Origin of the sequence: Rhizobium mayense (assembly GCF_030272705.1) — a bacterium.
In the GTDB taxonomy this organism is placed as follows: Bacteria; Pseudomonadota; Alphaproteobacteria; order Rhizobiales; family Rhizobiaceae; genus Rhizobium; species Rhizobium mayense.
Window position 1 is genome coordinate 1 of the sequence record NZ_JARFYM010000004.1, and the last position, 21,126, is coordinate 21,126.

The 21,126-nt window shown below is 59.9% G+C and carries 21 protein-coding genes; 14 read left to right on the forward strand and 7 right to left on the reverse strand.

Annotated elements, in window-relative coordinates; all coding sequences use genetic code 11:
* A partial coding sequence (locus PY649_RS07275) for an alcohol dehydrogenase catalytic domain-containing protein (RefSeq protein ID WP_285867557.1) occupies positions 1 to 306 on the reverse strand: 306 nt, incomplete at its 3' end.
* A 41-nt stretch (positions 307 to 347) separates the two neighbouring features.
* Positions 348 to 1,181 carry a sugar phosphate isomerase/epimerase family protein gene (locus PY649_RS07280; RefSeq protein WP_285867558.1) on the reverse strand — a complete coding sequence of 278 codons (834 nt, stop codon included), beginning with the start codon at positions 1,179 to 1,181 and terminating at the stop codon, positions 348 to 350.
* A gap of 229 nt (positions 1,182 to 1,410) precedes the next feature.
* Here PY649_RS07280 and PY649_RS07285 point away from each other — a divergent pair, with 229 nt between their 5' ends.
* Positions 1,411 to 2,340, forward strand: a complete 930-nt coding sequence (locus tag PY649_RS07285; RefSeq protein ID WP_285867559.1) for a sugar ABC transporter substrate-binding protein — start codon at positions 1,411 to 1,413, stop codon at positions 2,338 to 2,340.
* 191 nt (positions 2,341 to 2,531) lie between these two features.
* Positions 2,532 to 3,566, forward strand: coding sequence for a sterol desaturase family protein (locus PY649_RS07290; protein ID WP_285867560.1), 1,035 nt, complete (start codon positions 2,532 to 2,534; stop codon positions 3,564 to 3,566).
* Between the two features lie 115 nt (positions 3,567 to 3,681).
* Here the strand turns inward: PY649_RS07290 and PY649_RS07295 are convergent, their stop codons facing one another.
* Positions 3,682 to 4,719 (reverse strand): LacI family DNA-binding transcriptional regulator, encoded by a 1,038-nt coding sequence (locus PY649_RS07295; protein WP_285867561.1) that lies wholly within the window; start codon positions 4,717 to 4,719, stop codon positions 3,682 to 3,684.
* A gap of 215 nt (positions 4,720 to 4,934) precedes the next feature.
* Here PY649_RS07295 and PY649_RS07300 point away from each other — a divergent pair, with 215 nt between their 5' ends.
* Together PY649_RS07300 and PY649_RS07305 are read left to right on the forward strand one after the other, a co-directional pair.
* Positions 4,935 to 5,264, forward strand: coding sequence for a MocE family 2Fe-2S type ferredoxin (locus tag PY649_RS07300; RefSeq protein ID WP_285867562.1), 330 nt, complete (start codon positions 4,935 to 4,937; stop codon positions 5,262 to 5,264).
* A 65-nt stretch (positions 5,265 to 5,329) separates the two neighbouring features.
* Positions 5,330 to 5,701: a COG4315 family predicted lipoprotein gene (locus PY649_RS07305; protein WP_285867563.1), complete on the forward strand. Its 372-nt coding sequence runs from the start codon at positions 5,330 to 5,332 to the stop codon at positions 5,699 to 5,701.
* Between the two features lie 237 nt (positions 5,702 to 5,938).
* On the opposite strand, the gene PY649_RS07310 is transcribed toward PY649_RS07305, so the two are convergent.
* Positions 5,939 to 6,160: a hypothetical protein gene (locus PY649_RS07310; RefSeq protein WP_285867564.1), complete on the reverse strand. Its 222-nt coding sequence runs from the start codon at positions 6,158 to 6,160 to the stop codon at positions 5,939 to 5,941.
* Positions 6,161 to 6,462: 302 nt separating this feature from the next.
* Here PY649_RS07310 and PY649_RS07315 point away from each other — a divergent pair, with 302 nt between their 5' ends.
* From PY649_RS07315 to PY649_RS07335, 5 genes are read left to right on the forward strand one after another with little or no spacing between them, the layout of a single operon-like run.
* Positions 6,463 to 7,164 (forward strand): CerR family C-terminal domain-containing protein, encoded by a 702-nt coding sequence (locus PY649_RS07315; protein WP_285867565.1) that lies wholly within the window; start codon positions 6,463 to 6,465, stop codon positions 7,162 to 7,164.
* Entirely contained in the window at positions 7,161 to 8,174 is a 1,014-nt protein-coding gene (hlyD, locus tag PY649_RS07320) for a secretion protein HlyD (RefSeq protein ID WP_285867566.1), read from the forward strand. The genes PY649_RS07315 and hlyD overlap by 4 nt, the downstream gene beginning before the upstream one ends.
* Positions 8,171 to 9,913, forward strand: a complete 1,743-nt coding sequence (locus PY649_RS07325; RefSeq protein WP_285867567.1) for an ATP-binding cassette domain-containing protein — start codon at positions 8,171 to 8,173, stop codon at positions 9,911 to 9,913. The genes hlyD and PY649_RS07325 overlap by 4 nt, the downstream gene beginning before the upstream one ends.
* On the forward strand, positions 9,910 to 11,064 hold the full coding sequence (locus PY649_RS07330) for an ABC transporter permease (protein ID WP_285867568.1): 1,155 nt from the start codon (positions 9,910 to 9,912) through the stop codon (positions 11,062 to 11,064). Before PY649_RS07325 ends, PY649_RS07330 begins: the two co-directional genes overlap by 4 nt.
* Before the next feature lies 1 nt (position 11,065).
* A complete protein-coding gene (locus tag PY649_RS07335) occupies positions 11,066 to 12,178 on the forward strand; it encodes an ABC transporter permease (protein WP_285867569.1) in 1,113 nt (370 codons plus the stop codon).
* Between the two features lie 37 nt (positions 12,179 to 12,215).
* Here the strand turns inward: PY649_RS07335 and PY649_RS07340 are convergent, their stop codons facing one another.
* Positions 12,216 to 13,028, reverse strand: coding sequence for an IclR family transcriptional regulator (locus PY649_RS07340; protein ID WP_285867570.1), 813 nt, complete (start codon positions 13,026 to 13,028; stop codon positions 12,216 to 12,218).
* A gap of 82 nt (positions 13,029 to 13,110) precedes the next feature.
* On the opposite strand from PY649_RS07340, the gene PY649_RS07345 reads away from it, so the two are divergent.
* From PY649_RS07345 to PY649_RS07365, 5 genes are all read left to right on the forward strand, one after another.
* A complete protein-coding gene (locus PY649_RS07345) occupies positions 13,111 to 14,403 on the forward strand; it encodes an MFS transporter (RefSeq protein WP_285867571.1) in 1,293 nt (430 codons plus the stop codon).
* A 74-nt stretch (positions 14,404 to 14,477) separates the two neighbouring features.
* The gene (locus PY649_RS07350) at positions 14,478 to 15,221 is read left to right on the forward strand and encodes an SDR family NAD(P)-dependent oxidoreductase (protein ID WP_285867572.1); all 744 of its coding nucleotides are present in this window, start codon (positions 14,478 to 14,480) and stop codon (positions 15,219 to 15,221) included.
* Positions 15,222 to 15,248: 27 nt separating this feature from the next.
* A complete protein-coding gene (locus tag PY649_RS07355; protein WP_285867573.1) occupies positions 15,249 to 16,145 on the forward strand; it encodes a polysaccharide deacetylase family protein in 897 nt (298 codons plus the stop codon).
* Positions 16,146 to 16,286: 141 nt separating this feature from the next.
* Complete coding sequence (locus PY649_RS07360; protein WP_285867574.1) at positions 16,287 to 17,888, forward strand: gamma-glutamyltransferase; 1,602 nt, start codon at positions 16,287 to 16,289, stop codon at positions 17,886 to 17,888.
* A gap of 79 nt (positions 17,889 to 17,967) precedes the next feature.
* A complete protein-coding gene (locus PY649_RS07365) occupies positions 17,968 to 19,212 on the forward strand; it encodes a flavin monoamine oxidase family protein (protein WP_285867575.1) in 1,245 nt (414 codons plus the stop codon).
* 98 nt (positions 19,213 to 19,310) lie between these two features.
* Here the strand turns inward: PY649_RS07365 and PY649_RS07370 are convergent, their stop codons facing one another.
* Together PY649_RS07370 and PY649_RS07375 are read right to left on the reverse strand one after the other, a co-directional pair.
* Positions 19,311 to 20,057 (reverse strand): ATP-binding cassette domain-containing protein, encoded by a 747-nt coding sequence (locus tag PY649_RS07370; protein WP_285867577.1) that lies wholly within the window; start codon positions 20,055 to 20,057, stop codon positions 19,311 to 19,313.
* Complete coding sequence (locus PY649_RS07375; protein ID WP_285867578.1) at positions 20,050 to 21,117, reverse strand: ABC transporter permease subunit; 1,068 nt, start codon at positions 21,115 to 21,117, stop codon at positions 20,050 to 20,052. The genes PY649_RS07370 and PY649_RS07375 overlap by 8 nt, the downstream gene beginning before the upstream one ends.
* Positions 21,118 to 21,126 lie beyond the last annotated feature (9 nt).

Below are 21,126 nucleotides of genomic sequence, written 5' to 3' on the forward strand. Positions count from 1 at the left end.
CTTGCGGCTGAGGCAGGAGGGGCATTCGCGGCATTCGGGCGTATAAAGCGGAATGACGTGGTCGCCTTTCTTCACCGAGGTCACACCCGGGCCGACATCGACGACGATGCCGGCGCCCTCATGGCCGAGGATCGCCGGAAACAGGCCTTCCGGATCGGCGCCCGACAGGGTGAAATCGTCGGTATGGCAGATGCCCGTCGCCTTGACCTCGATCAGCACTTCGCCGGCCTTCGGGCCGTCGAGCTTAACAGTCATGACTTCGAGCGGTTTACCGGCGGCAACGGCTACAGCGGCGCGTACGTCCATGGACATTTCTCCCAATATTGGTTTCGAGTTTGGTTCGAGCGTCAGTCGGCGGTTCTGGCCCATACATCGCGGGCCTCTCGCATCAAGAGCAGGGATTCCTCCCACCGGTCCGTGGTGTCTTCCCCATCGCGCCCCGTAATCGCATAGGGCTTCGGTCCCAACTCGCAGGTAAATGCGAGACTATCGTCCGCGCCGGCGCGCTTGCGCCAGCTTCGGAATCCATAGTCCCACCAGCCGAGAAAGAGATCGAGCCAAGGCCGATGATGCGGAAAGGAGATTTCGATCTGAACCTGTTCGCGCGAAGCGACCCGGCCATGAAAGGCCCATGAGCTATCGAGAATTCTGTGGATCAGAGCGTGGTTTTCATCCGATACCGGCCAGGCGAATTCCCGTCCGACAAGAAAATGCGAGATATCGCCCAACAGCTTCAAATCCGGAAGCCGGTCGAGCAGATCGAGCGTGAAGAAGAGGTCGGTGGTCATCCGGTCCCGATGTGTCTCGACCCAGACGTCGATACCTGCCTCATCCGCCAGCCGTTGCCAGCCTTCCAGCAAGGGAATGCAATCCTCGAGCCGCCGCAGCCGCACGTCCGGCTGAAGACAGATGTGATGAACATTATATTCGGCGGCGATTTCGAGAACGGGCTTCAGATCGTCGACGGTCTTGGGAAAGCATTGACCTTCCGCCTGCAGACCACGCTCTGTGAGCAACCCTGCCACACGACGCACGACGTTACGATCGTACCAATGAGTGCTGATGCCATCAAAGCCGGCCGCCGCGATCTTTTCGATATTCTCTTCCAGAGTGAGCTCCGGATATTTCGCGCTGCGCCGCTCCATGGCCCAGAGCGACTGGAATATAAGCATGCTCTGCATGGTGCCTCCCCTACCTGTGGCTTTCACAAATCACGAATTCCAACCCTTGGCCAGACGATCCGTTGAGGCGTTTTGATCATCACGGCGTTTCATTGCAAAACGGATGTATTCCAGCGTCTGGAGCTGGAGGCATGATGGTTTTTCATCAAAAAACTCTCAGACGCCAACGGGCTCTGTCGATAACTCTCTGGAGGCGGTCACCTGAGCCGCTGTTTCCTGGGAGGAGAACATGCTGAAATTTCTAAACGCAAGTGCTTTGGCATTGGTGTTGTCATCGCAAGCCCATGCCGCCGATCGCATCGGCGTTTCGATGGGATACCTGACGACCAATTTCCAGACCCTGATCGCCAATGGCATGCAGGACTACGCAAAGACCAAAGGCTTGGACCTGCAGGTGGAGGACGCTTCCAACGACGTCAACAAACAGGTCGATCAAGTGCGAAACTTCGCAGCAGGTGGCGTATCGGCCATCATCGTCGATCCGGTGGATTCGGACGGCACGCCGGCAATGAGCAAGATTGCCGAAGAGGCAGGCATTCCGCTGATCTACGTCAACATCCAGCCGACCGATCTGTCGACCCTCGGCAAGAAACAGGCTTTCGTGGGATCGAACGAGACTGAATCCGGAACGCTTCAGACCAAGGAAGTCTGTCGCGTGCTCGGCGGAAAGGGCGACGTCGTTATCATGATCGGCGATCTTTCCAGCCAGGCAGCGCGTCAAAGAACCCAGGACGTGCATGACGTGCTGAAGTCCAAGGAATGCGGTGGCATCAAGGTTGCGCGGGAGCAGGTCGGCAACTGGAGTCGCGTTGATGGCGCCGACCTCGTTTCGAATTGGCTGACTTCCGGCTTGAAATTCGATGCAGTGATCGCCAACAACGACGAAATGGCCCTTGGAGCGATCGCTGCGATCAAGAACGCGGGCGGCTCAACCGACAAGACGATTGTCGCGGGCATCGACGCCACGCCCGACGCGCTTCAGGCGATGAAGGCGGGCGACCTCAAGGTCACCGTGTTCCAGGATGCGAAAGCGCAGGGGCGCGGTGCCGTCGATACCGCCGAGAAGGCGATCAAGGGCGAGCCGATCGACAAGGAGGTCTGGATCCCGTTCAAACTCGTGACGAGCGAGAATATGGGCCAGTTCGAGCATCTCAATTAGATTCCGCGCTGCCGGGCGCATCAGCCGGGCAAGGAAAAAGGGGAGGCACCGGCCTCCCCCGACCCAAGTACTTCGCTTTCGTTGCCACGAATTTCCTAGCCGTGAGTAATTTTCATCAAAACTATGCTGTCGCCCCGAAGCGGCGTCGGTGAGACTGGTTGCATAATTTCCGTCAACTGGGAGAGGACACCATGGACGACACGCTCTACGGATCGCGCGATAAACGCGGAGACTGGAAGCCCAGCAAGCTGCTCAAATATCCTCCGGTCTTCATCTGGCCCGCAAAGCCCGCCGCCTTCCTGAAATGGTTCTTCGGCTATCCTGGCTATCTGCTGCCGTGGAACGTCCTCTATGCGGCCATCGGAACGATGCTATGGCTTTATGCGACACCATCGATGCAAACGATGAAGACCCTCGCGCCGGGCTGGATCGCCTATCTTCTTCTGCGCAATGCCGTCCTCGTCCTTCTGTTCTTCGGTCTGTTTCATTTGCGTCTCTATATGCAGAAGCAACAGGGCACGCGCTTCAAGTACAATGGCAAATGGCCATCGACGAACAATTCCGCATTCCTGTTCGGCAATCAGACCGTCGACAATGTGATCTGGACATTCGCGGGCGCCGTTCCCCTGTGGACGGCATTCGAGGTTCTGACGCTTTGGGCGTTTGCAAACGGGATCATTCCCTATGTCGATTTCGACGAGCATCCCGTCTATTGCACGGTGATCATGCTGCTAATTCCGGCGTTCCGTGACCTGCACTTCTATCTGGTCCACCGCCTCATCCACTGGCCGCCGCTCTACCATACGGTTCACAAGCTCCACCACAACAACGTGAACCCCGGTCCGTGGTCTGGATTGGCAATGCACCCCGTCGAGCACCTTTTGTATTTTTCGGGAGTGCTGATCCATTGGATCGTGCCGTCCAATCCGATCCACGCTGTCTTCCATCTGACGCATCTGGCCCTTGCGCCGGCACCGGGGCACGTCGGCTTCGATAAGATCGTGATCGGAGAAGATAGCGCGATCGATACCCACGCTTATGATCACTACCTTCATCACAAATTTTTCGAGTGCAATTATGCCGATGGCGTCATTCCGCTCGACAAGTGGTTCGGCACCTTCCACGACGGCTCCAAGGAGGCAGAGGACCGCATGAACAAGCGCTTCATGGAGCGGGCAAAAAAATACGCCGAAAAGCAGGCACGACGCTCGCAGGCCTCCGGCTGAAGCGCCAGCCGTTATCCCAGACCAATCTCCCCGCGCCGCCCAGCCAGCAGGCTATGGGCGGCGAGACTGCCGGAGCCTGCTTCGCCTCCATTGCAGGCTCCGGCCTTTTTCTCGATCAGGCCGGCGCGGAAAATTGTCCGATGTTCTCGCCTGTGTAAGTCAGGAATGGAACCGGATCCTGACTGACGGCGACGTCGATGATCCCCATTCTGTGAAGCACGGTATCCAGCGCGCGCCGGGCTTGCGTTTCAGGCGCCTGGTCGAGAACCAGGGTCATCAAGCCAGAGGAAATGAAGCTCCGCGTTTCATCATTCAACTCATGTGCGATCCAGACGAATTCGCCGGGCTTTCTTTCCCGGTAGCGCTGCAGCGCCGATCCCACGCCGAGATTTGCGCCCCCGGCATTGTAAATTCCGACGACACCTGCCTCCCGGCGTAGCGTTTCCGTCAGCATCTCGGCAGACCTGACGTCTTCGTCCAGGCCGAATATGACCTCTGAAAACCGATGATCCGGATTGTGATGGGCAGCAAGGTAGTCGGAGAAGCCGCGAATGCGTTCCTTGTGAATCTGATAGGCCCAGCTGTGACAGACGGCCACGATGCTTCCGGCTGTGCGCGCAAGCATCCTGGACATGTAAAAGCCAGCCGTCCGCCCGGCCGCATAGTTGTCGATGCCGACGAAAACATTGTCCTTTCCGGCCGTGTAAGAAACGATCTGGACCACCTCGATCCCGGCCCCACGGGCCTGGCGTAAGCTCTCCCTGATTTTGGGATGATCGACGGCAACCACGATCAGTCCGTGGCGGCGAATGGTGGTATTGGACACATGGGCCGCGAACTTCTCGGGATCATTCTCATCGACGAAAGTCCGGTGCAGGGTGATCGAGCTGTCGAGCGACGCAGCGATGCGTTCGAAGGCGCGATTGAGCCTTGCAAAGAACGGCGTCTCGGGTCTCACCATAATCACTTCGATGCGGATGGTGCCGCGATAGAGGTTTGGAATCAGCCCCTTGTACCCCAGCCTCTTTGCAGCGAGCACCACCTTCTCTGCTGTCTGGGGTTTCACGCTTCCGCGTTCATTGAGAACGCGTTCGACAGTGGCAAGACCAACGCCTGCCGCCTGCGCGATGTCGACCAAACGGGTTTTCTTCATTCCGCTCCTCCTGAGGAAAAATGATCATAATCGAACTGGAATGTGAAGGGCCATATCCCGCATGGTCGGCCCTGCTCTGGGAGGAGAAAAGCGAGTGCGATCAAGGAGCATGCTCCGCCGGGTAAGATCCCCGGTGAGACCCCTCTCCTCTCCCGCAGAGCCAAGTCTCAAGGGGTGGCTGCGAGCCACCGGACAGCCGTAGCCAGGAGAAGACAATGACGACATGGATCGACGCGTGTGGTGCTGACGACATTGACCAGGAGGACGTCGTTCGGTTCGACCATGCAGGCCGAACCTTTGCCATCTATCGAAGCCCTGAGGACCAATATTTTGCAACGGATGGGCTTTGCACGCACGAGAGGGTTCACCTGGCCGACGGACTGGTCATGGAAGACATCATCGAATGCCCGAAACATAACGGGCGGTTCAGCTATAAAACAGGCGAGGCCCGCGGCGCCCCCGTATGCGTCAACCTCAAGACATATCCGATCAAGGTCGACGGCGACCGCATTATGATTGGGCTCGGGGAACCGCCTTCGCGCTAGGGCGTTTGATAAGTTGTATCGGGTATCACCGGCATTCCGCCGACACGCCCGAGTGGGAGAGAATGATGAAAACGCTGCTAGTCTCGATAGGCTTTTTGGCTGTTACCGCTCTTTCGGTTTTTGCTGCCGAGCCCGCCAAGATGGTCGATACGAAAATGGGGAAGGTGCTGGCCACGGATAAGGGCATGACCCTGTACGTGTTCGACAAGGATACCAAAGGTAAATCAAACTGCGATGCGGCTTGCTTGAAGAAGTGGCCGGCCTTCCATGCCGCTGCCAATGCCAAGGCAGAAGGTGAGTGGTCGCTTGTCAAAGCAGCTGACGGCAAGGAGATGTGGGCCTATAGCGGCAAACCGCTCTACACATATTCCGGGGACAAAAAAGCCGGTGAAATGACTGGCGACGGCGTTGGCGGCGTTTGGCATGTGGCCAAGTGAATTTGAGGTGCGCATGCGGCGTTTGCCGCGCGCACCCATCTAGGACGACGGCCATGGATCGTCGATCGAGGACGAGACCGGCTTAAGGCACATTGGGGCGATAGAGGCCCCGCTTTGGCATGTCATCAATGCCACCGGCAAGCCGCTTGATTTCAAAGCAGCTTGCCGGGGCCGGATGAAGAGTTGTTGGCAGTCATGTCGCGCTCGCCCCAAACGAACGCAGACGGATACTCAATACTAATTCGCCGCAACTCTTCGAGCGAGAGCCATCACATATTCATCTGCGATATCGGCCAAGGTCAAAGCGACCTCGGATTCCTTCCAACCTGCGGCAACAGCCGTGAGCACGAATTCTCGAAATGCCTCAGCAAGGACCTCCTCGCGCTCTACAACGCGATATGGGTTATTCGTGGCATGCTGAGGGGCGCTGATTTGTATTGTTGGGCGGGTAGGTTCCATTGATGCGTCCCCTGAAGGTTGATTCATTGCATTTTCGCTTGCACTCGGCCTGTCTTGCCAGCACCGCTATTATGCTTCTTTTCTAAAAGGTTACGCGCGACGTGTCGTTAGACACGCATCCTGAAATTTGCCGCAGCGTCCATTTCTGCAATTACAGATCGGAGATTTCCGCCTGCCGCGCCCTCTGCTCATAGCTTTCAGTTCGAAGCTTGGGACGAGCTGCCGCTCATCGTCCGCAGACTGAGTTGGCAAAATTCAGTCAATCGATTGACTTATAAAAAAATAGGTTCATCATGAGGGGCATGAGACAGAGAAATAGTGATGCAAAGTCCGAGACCGCGCGCAGCGACATAACGCGGGAAAAACTGCTCGAAAATGCCCTCGACGTTTTCGGCCGATACGGCTTCGATGGCGCCTCGACCCGCAAGATCACAAACGCCGCCGGCGTGAACCTTCAGGCGATCACCTATTATTTCGGCAGCAAGGAAGGGCTCTACATCGCCACCGCGGAATATCTCGCCGAGATGATCGGGCGGTATGTCAGCGGCATGCGGCAACGGATCGCCGACCAGATCGCAGCGCTCGATGCAGCGGGTACGCCGCTCGACGAAGCGCAGGCTCGGCTCTTCTTGACCGAGATCGTCGAAACGATGGTCGTCCTCTTCGTCAGCAAGAAATCCGAGGCGTGGGCGCGCTTCATAATTCGCGAGCAGATGGAGCCGACGGCGGCCTTCGAACGAGTCTATTCGGGCATCATGGGACCGATGATCGGCCTTGGGCGACGTCTTATCGGGGCGATCATCGCCGATGATCCCGCATCCGAAAATGTGCGCCTGCGTTGCCTGTCTTTCGTCGGCAGCCTGATGGTTTTCAGAATGGCCAATGCGGCAGTGCTCGCTCAGATGGAATGGGACGCGATCGGCGAGAAAGAGATCGTCAGATTGCAGCAGCATGCGCGCAGGCTTGTCGCCGCCCTCGGGCCGGCGGGAGGAGAAATATCGTGAACAGGATCATTCCGATTGCGGTCGTTGCCATCATCGCCGCCGGCGCCGCCGCCTGGTGGTCTGACGCTCCGGCAAAACTCGGCTGGAAATGGCAGCAGCAACAAGAGTTCGTGCTCTACGGCAACGTCGACATCCGCCAGGTCTCGCTTGCGTTTCGCGTCAACGGCAAGCTCAGCGAGGTTCTTGTCGACGAAGGCGACGTCGTAAAAAGCGGCACGGTGCTCGCCCGGCTTGACGCGGAGCCCTATCAATATGCTGTCCGCTCGGCCGAGGCCAATGCCGCGGCACTGAGCTCCACACTCGACAAGCTCAAGGCAGGGGCGCGCCAGACGGAAATCGCGCAGGCGCGCGCCTTCTATGAAGAGCAGCTTGCCGATCTGCAAAACGCGAACCTGGCCTATGATCGCGCCAAACAGTTGCGGCCTCAGGGAAACATATCCGAAGCCAGCCTGGAACAAGCGTCGGCGGCGCGGGCCATGGCGTCCGCACGCGCGGATTCGGCCAATCAGGCGCTGAAGTTGTTGGAGGAAGGCAGCCGCGCCGAAGATATCGCCGCGGCGGAAGCGCAGCTCAAGGCTGCCCAGGCGACACTCGCGACGGCGCGCACCTCGCTTGGCGATACTGAGCTGCGCGCCCCGAATAACGGTGTGATCCTCTCGCGTGTGCGTGAACCAGGATCGATCGTGGCGCCGACCGACCCGGTCTTTGTGCTGTCGCTGACCGAGCCTGTCTGGGTACGCGCCTATATTGCCGAGCCGAATCTCGGCCGGATCCACCCGGGCATGAAGGTCAAGGTGACGTCGGATACCAAGCCGGACGAAGCCCATGAAGGCACGATCGGCTTCATTTCGCCTGTCGCGGAATTCACGCCGAAATCCGTGGAGACGCCCGAATTGCGGACGGATCTCGTCTACCGGCTGCGAGTCACCATCGACAAGCCCGGACCCGATCTGCGCCAGGGCATGCCGGTAACGCTTCACATCCCGACATTGCAGGCGGCGGAAAAATGAGCGACGTGCTCGACAGAGGCAGCAGCGGCGATCTTGTCCGGCTCGAAGGGGTCACAAAGCGGTTCGACGCAGCAAAGCCGGCGCTTGACGCCATCACCGGCGCGGTGCGTGGCGGCGAGATAACCGGCCTCGTCGGCCCGGATGGCGCCGGCAAGACGACGCTTATCCGCTTGCTGACAGGGTTGATGTTGCCGGAAAGCGGAACCGTGGAAGTTCTCGGCTTCGACACGCGCAACGATGCCGCCGCGATTCAGGCGGGGATCGGCTACATGCCGCAGCGCTTCGGGCTCTATGAGGATCTGTCGGTTCAGGAAAATCTCGATCTCTATGCTGATCTGCGGGGGCTGCCCAGGCATGAGAGGGCGGCCACCTTCGATGAGTTGCTTACCTTTACCGACCTCAAGCGTTTCACCAGCCGCCTCGCCGGCAAGCTTTCCGGCGGCATGAAGCAGAAGCTCGGCCTTGCCTGCGCGCTCCTTAAGAAACCGAAGCTGCTACTGCTCGACGAACCCGGTGTCGGTGTGGATCCCATTTCGCGGCGCGATCTCTGGAAGATGGTGGAAAACCTGACGGAGGAAGGCATCGGCGTCGTCTGGTCGACCGCCTATCTCGAAGAGGCCGAGGCTTGCGACCGTGTCTTCCTGCTCAGCGAAGGCAAGCTACTTTTTGCCGGCGAACCGAAGGATCTGACCGTGCGAGTCGCCGGCCGCGTCTTTCGGGTCAGCGGTATCCCTGGCAGGCGTCGCCAGATGCTGACGAAACTACTCGATGAAGACGGCGTGGTCGACGGCGTCATTCAGGGAGAGGCGATAAGGCTTGTCACAGTCAAAGACAGGGAGCCTCGGTTTTCGGCGGCCGGAGATTCCGAAGTCACCGCTACGGAGCCGCGTTTCGAAGACGCATTCATCGACATGCTGGGCGGCGGACCGGGCGGACGCTCGCGGCTGGCCGAGACGCAGCGCAGCTTTGCCGTCGAGGGAGAGAAACCGGTGATCGAGGCGCGCGCTTTGACCAAACGCTTCGGCGATTTCACAGCGGCCGACAACATTACCTTCGACATCCCGCGCGGACAGATATTCGGCCTGCTTGGCCCGAACGGCGCCGGCAAATCCACGACGTTCAAGATGCTCTGCGGCCTGCTGAAGCCGACGAACGGCGAAGGTCGCATAGCGGGTTTCGACCTGCGCCGCGATACCGCCGAAGCCCGCAATCGTCTCGGCTACATGGCGCAGAAATTCTCGCTCTACGGCGATCTCAGCGTTTCCCAAAACCTGCAGTTTTTCGCCGGCGTCTACGGCCTGCGCGGCGCGCACAAGCGCGAACGTGTCGACCTGATGGCATCGATCTTCGATTTTCGGTCTCGGCTGTCCATGTCGGCAAAAGACCTCCCGCTCGGCCTGAAACAGAGGCTGGCACTTGCCTGTGCGGTCATGCACGAACCGGAGGTGCTCTTCCTCGATGAGCCGACTTCCGGCGTGGACCCGATCACTCGGCGGGAATTCTGGACCCATATCAATGGGCTCGTCGAAAAGGGCGTCACGGTTCTCGTCACCACGCATTTCATGGACGAGGCCGAATACTGCGATCGCATTTCACTGATCTACCGCGGGCGCTCCATCGCACTGGGCTCGCCTGACGAATTGAAGGCCGGGGTCGCCAATGCGGAAAACCCCGATCCGACGATGGAAGATGCCTTCGTCGCCCTCATCCAGGCATCGGAGGAAAGGATGGCCGCATGACCTCCCCTTCCCCCATTGCAACCGCCTCCTCACGGCGCGAGCGCGCCCGCCGCTTCGCGGCGTTGGTGCGCAAGGAGAGCTTCCAGATCATGCGTGATCCGAGCAGCATCCTGATCGCCTTCGTGCTTCCGATGATCCTGCTCTTCCTGTTCGGCTATGGCGTATCGCTCGATACTCAATTGACGCGTGTCGGCTTGGTCATGGAGGAAACGACGCCACTTACCGCTGACCTCGCCGCCAGCTTCAGTGCATCGCGCTATTTTTCGGTCGTCAGCGGTCGCGACCGCCGGCAGTTCGAGGAGGACCTTGTCCTTTCACGCGTCCGCGGCATCATCGTCATCCCGGCGAATTTCACGGCGAACTATATGGCGGGCAATCGCCCGCAGCTCCAGGTCATCGTCGACGGCTCCGATCCCAACACCGCCAGCTTCGTCCAGAATTACGCCCAAGGCGCGGTCACCAACTGGCAGCGACAGCGGCAAGCGGAAATGATGGGAGGCAATCCGGCCATCACCGTCGAGCAACGCTTCTGGTTCAACCCGGAACTCACCAGCCGTTCCTTCCTCGTCCCCGGCTCCATTGCTATCGTCATGACGCTGGTCGGGACATTGCTGACATCGCTGGTGGTCGCGCGCGAATGGGAGCGTGGCACCATGGAAGCGATGATGGCGACACCTGTGACGGCGACCGAACTGCTTGCCGGCAAGCTGCTTCCCTATTTCGTGCTCGGCTTGACCTCGATGACGCTCTGCGTTCTGCTCGCCGTCTTCCTCTTCGGCGTGCCGTTCCGCGGCTCGGTTCTTGCACTTTACGTCTTATCAGCGGTTTTCCTGATGCCGGCGCTGGGCCAGGGTCTGTTGATCTCGGCTGTAACCAAGAACCAGTTTCTTGCCTCGCAGCTTGCGCTGATTTCGGCCTTCCTGCCGGCCTTCCTGCTTTCGGGTTTTCTTTTCGAAATCAACTCGATGCCTACCTTTATCCAGTGGATTACCTTCATCGTGCCGGCCCGGTATTTTATTCCTAGCCTGCAGACGGTTTTTCTTGCCGGCGACATCTGGCCGATGTTCCTGCAAGCGATCGCCGTGATGCTTGCCATCGGCTGCATCCTCTTCCTGCTTGCCGCACGCAGCACAAAAAAGAGGATCGGGTAAGATGTGGTGGTCGAGGCTAAAGGCGCTCATCATCAAGGAACTGCTGGCGGTGCTGCGCGATCCGAAGAGCCGCTTGATCCTGATCGGTCCGCCGATTGTGCAGCTTCTGGTGTTTTCCTATGCGGCGACCCTGGAAGTGCGCAACGTCGATATTGCGCTGCTGAACCGCGACAGTGGCCATTGGGCACAGGAACTCGTCCAGCGCATCGAAGGTTCGCCGACATTCCGCAGCATCTCGCGGGTACAAAATCTCGCCGAAATGCACGATGCGATCGACCGGCAGCGCGTCACCGCCACAGTCGTCGTCAACCCCAATTTCTCACGCGATATCGAGGCGGGCAGGCCAGCCAGCCTGCAGATCATTCTTGACGGCCGGCGTTCGAACGCCTCGCAGATCGTCGCCGGCTATCTCAACCAGATCGTCGCTACCCTTGCCGCCGAAACACCGGCAGGGACGCGCGCGGCCGCAAAAACCGTCGTCGTCGTGCCGCGCAACTGGTTCAATCCCAACCTGATCTTTCAATGGTTCATGGTGCCGAATCTGATTGCCAGCATTGCGCTGCTCATCGGCCTCATCGTCACAGCACTTTCCATTGCGCGAGAGCGGGAGCTCGGCACATTCGACCAGCTCATGGTGTCGCCCTTGCGCACCCATGAAATCCTGGTCGGCAAGTTCATCCCGCCGATGATGATCGGCCTGTTTCACATGACGATCTATATTCTCGCGGCGGTCTTCATTTTCGGCGTACCGCTACGAGGCTCATTGCTCCTGCTCTATGGCAGTTCCCTCTTCTATCTCGCTTCCGTCGCCGGTCTCGGCCTCTTCATTTCAGCACTCTCGGCGACGCAGCAACAGGCAATCCTCGGGGCCTTCCTTTTTCTGGTCCCCGCCATGCTGCTTTCAGGCTTCGCCACGCCGATCGAGAATATGCCGAGCTGGCTGCAGCCGCTGACCGTCGTCAATCCCCTCCGCTACTTCCTGGTGATCGTCAAAGGCGTCTTTCTGAAAGACATTCCACCTGCCGAGGTCCTCAATCAGACATGGCCGCTCCTAGTGATCGCGGCGGTGACCCTCAGCACCGCGTCGTGGTTGTTCCGCCGCAGGCTTGAATAGCCCGAGCGAAAGGACCGTGGTCACCTTCCGCGCTGATCTATCGCATTCGATGCGTGACATGGCGCTGCGATCGGCTAAGCGCCTGCGCCGTCTCGATCGCCAGCGGCGCGAAACGCTCCCTGAAAGCGTCTACCGTCCAATCACTCGTGGACGCTGCTATATGGACCGCGGCGATTGGACGGCCCACGGCGTTAGTGACCGCTGCCCCTACAGTTATTTCGCCGAGTACCGTTTCCTCTACTGCAAGACCGAAGCCGCTTTCCCGCGCCTCCTCCACCTTTTCCATGATAGCCACGGGGTCGGTGATGGTTTTGGGCGTTTTCGGCTTCAGATCCGACTTGGCAATGACAGCTGTGGCCTCATCCACCGGCAACTGCGCCAGAATGGCGCGCCCGCCGGCGGTGCAAAACACCGGAATGCGGCGGCCGATCAGCGAGCCATCGAAATATTCGCGCTTCGTCTGCTGGCGGATGACATAAATGGTGGTCGTCTCATCGTAGAGCGACAGGTTTGCCCGCTCCCCGCAAGAATTTCTGAGATCGATCAAAGCGGGCGTCGCAAGCTCAATCAGTGCATTCGAGCGCAGATAATAAAATGAAAGATCGAGCACCGGTTTGCCGAGCCGGAAACGCCGGGTCCGCTCGTCCTTTTCCAGATATCCGAGCTGCCAAAGCGTATGGGCGAAACGCTGCGTCGCGCTTTTATCGAGCCCCGTATACTCACCGATTTCCGATAGGCTCAGATCGGTGATCGTGTGGCCGAAGGCTTCCAGCACCCGAAAGGCCTTTGCAACCGAGGCAACATACAGCGGATCGCCCCGTTCCGCGACCGCTGACTCATTGTTTGACATCCCTAGCCGTTCCTTTTATAATTTTCAGTATTGCATTACAATACCAAAAATCAAATTGCAAGACAAGCCAAAGGGAACAGGTATGGGCAACAGCATCTCGACAAACGTGGCGGAAGGCGACGTCCGCACCAGCATGGAAAGCTGGCGCGCCGTCAGCGCCGCCGTCGCCGGCAATATCCTGGAATGGTACGATTTCGCGATCTATGGCTACGTCGCGACAATCATCGCCAGGAATTTCTTTCCCAGTGGCGACGAGGTCGGGGCGCTACTCGCCACATTTGCCACCTTCGGCATCGGCTTCGTTGCCCGGCCGCTGGGCGGCATCATCATCGGCCGGATGGGCGATACCAAAGGAAGAAAAGCGGCGCTGCTTTTGACCATCTTCCTCATGGCCCTGGGGACGATCGGCATCGGCGTCATTCCCAGCTACAATTCGATCGGCGTGCTTGCTCCGCTGCTGCTGGTCATCTGCCGGCTGATGCAGGGTTTTGCTGCAGGCGGCGAATGGGGCGGCGCGACAGCCTTTATCGTGGAATGGGCACCTCAGAATCGGCGCGGCTTTTTCGGGAGCTTCCAGCAGGCCAGCGTGGCCGGCGGCCTGCTCCTGGGATCGGCAATCGCCGCTATTTGTAGCACGCTTCTCTCAGGCGATCAGATGGAGTCCTGGGGATGGCGTATTCCGTTCCTTCTCGGCATCTTTCTCGTACCCGTCGGCATGTATATGCGCAGCGATATCGAGGAGACCCCCATCTATCGCAAGGCCAAGGAAGCCCCGTCAGGTCCGCAGACGCCCGGCTGGATCCTTGCGGCCAAGGCGTTCGGTTTCACGATCCTGTGGACCGTTTCCTATTATGTCATCCTCTATTACATGCCGACCTTCACGGAAAAATATGCCGGGCTGGCGCGCACGCAGTCGCTCTGGTCAAACACGATCGGGCTGATCCTTCTCGTCGTGGCCATTCCGGCGATGGGATTGCTCTCGGATAGGATCGGGCGCAAACCCCTGCTCATCGGTTGCTGCATTGCTTTCGCGCTTCTGACCTATCCCCTTTTCTCCTTCATGCTTTCCGGCACGTCGTTGGCGACTGTGATCATCGTCCAGCTCATATTCGGATTGATGATAGCGATGTTCTCCGGTCCGGGCCCGGCGGCGATCGCGGAGATCTTTCCGACCCATTCGCGTTCGACGTGGATGTCCACCGGTTACAGCCTGGCAACCAGTATCTTCGGCGGTTTTGCGCCGTTCATCGCGACGTGGCTGATTAGCTCGACCGGCTCGCCGATTTCTCCGACCTACTACCTGATCATCGCGGCCATAGTCTCGGCGATCGTCATCGCGACGCTGAAGGAGACGGCGCACGAAGAGTTGCGCTGATGGCGCCAAGGCTGCGGCTTGGCCACGCTGAGCCGTTGCCCCTTTGCAGACAAGATAGACGGAAGGCCACCAACATGCTGGATTTCACAGGCAAGACAGTGGCGGTCAGCGGCGCGGCGATCGGCTTCGGCCGCGCCATCGCCACCCGCTTTGCTAGTGCCGGCGCAGCCGTTTTCGGTTGCGACATCCTTGATGCGGACGATGATTTGGACGGCAACATCACCCTATCCAAGGTCGATCTTCTTGACCGGCGTGCGGCGGCCGGATGGATATCGTCCATCGAAGAACGAACCGGCCGAGGCATCGACGTCCTCGTCTGCAACGCCGGCGGTGTGGCTGGACAGGCGGAAAAGCCGCTCGAGGACGTGGCCGACGAGGATTGGGACCGAATCATCAATATCAATCTAGGGGCGGCCTTTGCGCTTTGCCGCGCGGCCGCTCCAGCCATGAAGCGGCAGGGGTCGGGTGCGATCGTCACGATTACCTCAGGCGCCGCCCTGCAGGCGTCGCTCACCGGCGTGCAGGCCTATTGCTCCGCCAAACACGCGGTCCTGGGTCTGACCCGGCAACTGGCGCATGAACTCGGACCCCATGGCATCCGCGTCAACAGCGTGGCGCCAGGTTTCGTTCGGACCAATGCTGCGACAGAACGTCAGTGGGCGTCCTACGGCGCTGACCGCCAGCGCGAAATCGTTCAGAATATCGCCTTGAAGCGTTTGGGAACGGCGGACGAGATTGCCAAAGCCGTCTTGTTTTTCGCCTCCGACCTCGCCAGCTTCGTCAACGGTCAGGTTTTGCCCGTCGATGGCGGCAAATGAAGCTCCTACAAAGAAGGATCGTGTCCTATGAGCAATGAAATGGATGCACGCGAGCCGTGGCAATGGGATGAAGCTCACTGGCGCAAGCTGGTGAACCAGACGCGCGCTGGTCGGCGGCTGGCGCCGTCGACCTGGAAAAACGGCGCCCGTTGCGCTGTTGCGCTTTCCTTTGATTCCGATCACGAAACCAACGAGCTGCGTGACGGTGGCAAGTCCATTGGGCGCATGTCCTGGGGCCAATACGGCAATCGCGTCGGCGTCCCGCGTGTTCTCGAGTTGCTGAAGCGACACGACGTCAAGGCGAGCTTCTATGTTCCCGCCGTCGCCGCCCTTCTGCACCCCGACGAGCAGCGCCGCGTCGTCGCCGAAGGCCATGAAATCGGCATTCACGGCTGGATTCACGAACTGAACTCCGTGCTGCCCTACGAAGCGGAACGGGATCTGATGTTCCGTTCGACCGATACGCTCGAAAAGATAACCGGCCTGCGCCCGGTCGGCTTGAGAACGCCATCCTGGGACTTCAGCCCCAATACGCTGAAGATCGAGACGGAGCTCGGTCTGCTTTACGACTCCTCCCTTATGGCGGATGAGGATTGCTATGAACTCGTCATGGACGGAACCCCTACGGGGATCGTCGAAGTCCCTGTAGAATGGGTTCGCGACGACGCCGTTTACTTCATGATGCATCGTTTCCAATCGCTGCGGCCATACACACCACCGAAGGACGTGCTGGATATCTTCCTGCGGGAGTTCGAGGCGGCCTATGAGGCCGGCGGCTTGTTCCAGCTCACCATGCATCCGCACATCATCACCGCACGCTCTCGCGTCTGGATTCTCGATGAGATCATCCGGCATGCAAAGTCGAAAGGTGACGTGTGGTTTGCCACACACGCCGAAGTCGCGGCCTACGTCAAGGATGCCTAAGACCGTCGCGGTCGGCCCGAGGAAGACGCTCGGCTCGATTGATATCTGATATCGAGCCACCGAATATCTGTGGCTTCGCAGCGCCTGTCCGACAGGATTGCGCCTCGGGCAGCTTTGCCTCCTTCCATACGGGGAAAACTCATGACAACAGACCGTTTGTCTTATCAATCGCAAAATTGGATACTGACCAAGCCATCCGCAAAGGGCAAGAACGGTATCGTGGTTTCGCAGAGCAGCGACGCAGCGAAGGCAGGTGCGGCAATACTCGAGGCAGGTGGCAATGCAGCCGATGCAGCCGTCGCCGCCTGCTTCGCGCTGGCGGCGGTCGAGCCCTGGAATAGCGGCCTCGGCGGCATAGGCTTCGCTGTCGTCCTTGGCGCGGGCGCAACCCAGGCCAAGGTCGTGGATTTCGGCCCTGTCGCGCCTCATCGCGCCGATCCAGCGGATTATCCTTTGACCGGCGCGATGAAGCGCGATCTCTTCACCTGGCCTGAAGTCGAAGGCGACAAGAACATTCATGGACCCCTGTCCTTTTGCACGCCTTCCGCAGTCGCAGGCTATGCCAAACTGAAGGAAGCCTTCGGCACGCAGATGCCGGTCGCCGACCTGCTGGCCCCGGCTATTACGCTCGCCAAGCGAGGCTTGGCGCAGGATTGGTATACGACGCTCAAGATCGCCTCATCGGCCTCCGTCCTCAGGCTCTATGAGGAAAGCGCGCGTATCTATCTGCCCAACGGCCTTCCTCCGGTACAGCCTTATCAGGGTGTCCCCGGCTTTTTCCAGCTTGGCCGACTAGCTTCAACGCTGGAACGCCTGGCGGAAGCCGGCTTCGACGACTTCTATCGCGGGGATATCGCCGCTCGCCTTGCAGTAGACATTGCCGCGATGGGCGGCGTTGTCGATGCCGAGGATCTCGCCGGTTGCCAAGCCGTGGTTCGCGACGCACCGACCATCGACTGGCGCGGAACCCATTTCATTCACACGGCGGGAGGTCTGACCGCCGCGCCTACACTTGCCGATGTCATCGCGGGCATGGCCGATTATCCTCCAACGGCGTCCGGCCCGGGAGCCGACTGGTTTACAGGCCTGTCGCGCGTATTGCGGCGCGCTTACGCCAGCCGTCTCGAGGGACTTGGCGCGGCGCGCGCTGCCGTCGAGCCCGGCGACACCTGTACAACCCACCTCACCGTGGTCGACGGTGACGGCAATCTCGTCGCCGTCACCACGACACTGCTCTCATCAATGGGAAGCCGCGTGGTCCTGCCGTCGACCGGTGTACTGATGAACAACGGCATGATGTGGTTCGATCCCCGGCCCGATAGCGCCAATGCGATCAAGCCTGGCGCGCGACCGCTCTGCAACATGTGCCCGGTGATCGTCACGCCGAAGGATGGCGGATGGCCGCGTATGGCCGCGGGCGCGTCAGGGGGGCGTCGCATTCTTGCGAGCGTGTACCAGATGCTCGCTTGGACGCTCGATTTCCACATGACCGTGCCGGCAGCCGCTCACGCCCCGCGTATCGACGTGTCCGGCCCCGACGATACCAGTGCCGACCGGAGATTGCCGGAAGATGTTCTTGCCGCATTGGAGGGTGCCGGGCCGCTTTCGGTCGTGGAACATGGTGTGCTGCCGATCAACTTCGCCTGTCCCAATCTGATCGTCGCCGATCGCGACGGAGCAGAAGGCTGCAGCGACGTCGTCTCTCCATGGTCGGCTGCGATTGCGGCCACTGCCCGCATTTGATCGTCGGTGAGAGGCTTGCTTGCGCAGTATGCCAAGATTAACGCATGATGCGTGACCACATCGAGTCCCAGTCGCTGCAATGAATTCAGAACCAGACATCGCAATCATTGGCGCCGGCGCAGCTGGCATCGGCGCCGCACGGCGCCTTGCCCAAACCGGGCTTTCCATATCGATCTTCGATGCGCTGCCGCGCCTTGGCGGCCGCGCCTGGACGTACAAGACATCAGTAGGGGCTGTCGATCTCGGCTGCGGCTGGCTTCACTCCGCCGATCGCAACCCATGGACACGAATCGCCGAAGAATCGGGATTCGAGGTCGACCGTCGCTTGACCGCCTGGGGCGAACAATATCGCAGCCTTGGGTTTCCGAAAGCCGAGCGCGAGGACGCTCGGCGTGCCTTCGCGCGATGGAGCCACCGCGTTGCGACGGGGCAGCCTGCCAGCGACAGAGCCTCGGACGCGCTGGATCCCGACGGGCCTTGGACAGCCTATCTGCAGGCCTTGAGCGGCTATATCAGCGGCGATGAGCTTGAACGCATTTCAATGAAGGATTATGCGGCCTATGACGAAGCCTCCACCGATTGCAACTGGCGCGTACCCACTGGCTATGGTGCCCTGATATCGGCGAGCCTGCCGGTCGGCGTCGAGCTTCATCTCGCCACCCCCGTGGAAGCACTGACTCTCGGCCAGAGCCGCATCCTGCTCCAGACCGCGCGCGGCACCGTGCGAGCCCGCGCTGCCATTCTCACGGTTTCGACGAATGTGCTCGCGGGCGGCGCTATCTCCTTGTCATCGGCGCTCGACCCATGGCGCGAGGCTGCCGCCCGCCTGCCGCTCGGCAATAACGAAAAGCTGTTCCTGGAGATTGTTGGCGAAAGCCCCTTCGCGCCTGAGAGCCACGTTCTCGGTGATCCCCATGATCCGACGACCGGCACTTACTATATTCGCCCCTTCGGCTCACCGGTGATCGAATGCTTTCTCGGAGGCGCCGGCGCACGGGTTGCGGCAGCCGAAGGGCACCGTGCGGCATTCGACCGAGCGATAGGCCAACTTGCATCGCTCTTCGGCTCTTCCGTACGCGACTGCCTTCGGCCACTCATCGCTTCCGACTGGGCTCATACGTCATCGATCGGCGGTGGCTACAGCCACGCTTTGCCCGGCCAGGCGGACGCTCGAATTGCTTTGGCCAGGCCGTTCGACAACCGGCTGTTCTTTGCAGGCGAAGCAACGCACACAAGCGACTTTTCTACTGCGCACGGTGGCTACGAGAGTGGTGTCCGCGCCGCCGAGGAAGCGATCAGCGCACTCTCCCCGCGCTCGCGATAGCATGACTGACGACGTCCCGCTTGTCGCGGCCGCTTTGGCGTGGCAGCCCGGCTCACGCCTCCACGTCCACCAGGCGCAGCCCGATGTGGCGGCGCGTTTTAGCCGCCGATCATCAGCTTGACGATTTCCTCATGGGTCGTTTCGCTGATCTTGCGCTCTCCGGCAACGATGCCACGTCGTAGGACGATGATGCGGTCGGACACCGAAAAAATGTCCTGGAGGTTGTGCGAGATGAAGATCACGCCACGACCTTGTGCCTTCAGCGACTTGATCAATGCCACCACCTTGCGCTGCTCCGGCACACCGAGAGCTGCGGTGGGCTCGTCCATGATCAGGATCCGGGCGTTCCAATAGACCGCGCGGCCGATGGCCACCGCCTGGCGTTGGCCGCCGGAAAAGTTGCTGACCGGCGCATCCAGCCTTTTCACATGGAAGTCAAGCCGCGCCATCGTTTCGCGGGCTGCCTCTGCCATCGCCTTCCGGTCTAGGACGGGCAGGAAGCCGAAAAGCTTCTTCATGGGTTCGCGGCCAAGGAAGATATTGGCACCGATCGTCAGATTGTCGGCAAGCGCCAGATCCTGGTAGATCGTCTCTATTCCCTTTTCCCGCGCATCCTGTGGCGAGGAGAAGGTGACAGGCTTTCCCTCGATCAGGATTTCACCGGCCGTCGGCGGATAGACGCCGGAGATCGCCTTGATCATCGTCGTCTTGCCGGCGCCATTGTCTCCCGCCAAGGCGACAACCTCGCCGGGGTGGACGATCATGGAGCAATTGTCGAGCGCCCGTACAGCTCCGAAATACCGCGACAGATTCCGGACTTCGAGAAGGGGTGTTTCGCTATTCATCCTGTTTTGCTCCGCTGAACCGGCGCTGCGCCTGATCGATGAGTACCGAAATGATGATGACGATACCGACTGCGATGAACTGCCAGAACGGCTCGACATTCATGAAAACCAGGCCGTATTGAATGACGGCGATGACCAGCGCGCCGGCGATGGTGCCGGTGATCGTGCCCGAACCGCCGAACAGACTGGCGCCGCCGATGACGACCGCGGCCACGCTATCGAGCAGCAGCGGTTCGCCGGCCTGGGCAGCGCCGGCGGTAAAGCGGGCCGCATAGAGCGCGCCGCCGAGGCCGGCGCAGACCGCCGAAAGTATGTAGAGCCTCAGAAGGTGGGTTCTGATATCGATGCCGGCCCGTCGCGCTGCCTGCGCGTTGGCGCCGATCGCATAATTATGCTGGCCGAAGCGTGTCTGGCTCAGCAGGTAATGCATGATGATGACAAAGACGATGGTAACAATGACGAGATAGGGCACGCCGTAAAAGCGGCCGTTACCAAGCTCGGCGAAATAGGAATTCTTGACGGGCACGGTCGTGCCGCCGGCAAGCAGAAATGCAGTGCCGCGGGCGACGCCGAACATGCCGAGCGTGCCGATGAAGGGCGGGACCTTCAAGCGGGAAATCAGCAGGCCGTTGATGAGACCGGGCAAGGCGGCGGCAAGCATTGCAACGAGAATGCCCAGAACCATCGCCACCGGTAGAGGCATATAGAGACCGGCGATATTGGTGACGTGCGCGGCGATGACCGCCGCGAAACCCATAATGAAGCCGGTCGAAAGGTCGATGCCGCCGGATATGATGACGAAGGTCTGGCCGATGGCAAGCAGCAGCGGCGCCACGGCAAAAACCGCAACCGATTGCCAGTTGAACGATGAGCCGATGAAGGTGCCGCCGAAATCGATGCGCGCCCAGATCTCGAAAATCACGATCAGCGCGGCAAGGAAAAGCCACGCACGCAATTGAGCGATGCGATTGACGATAGTCTTTGCCTGATCGCTATGGTCCGCCTGCGGCGCCACATGTTGCTGGTCCGTTTTGGGGGCCTCGATATTATCGATTGTCATGTATCAACC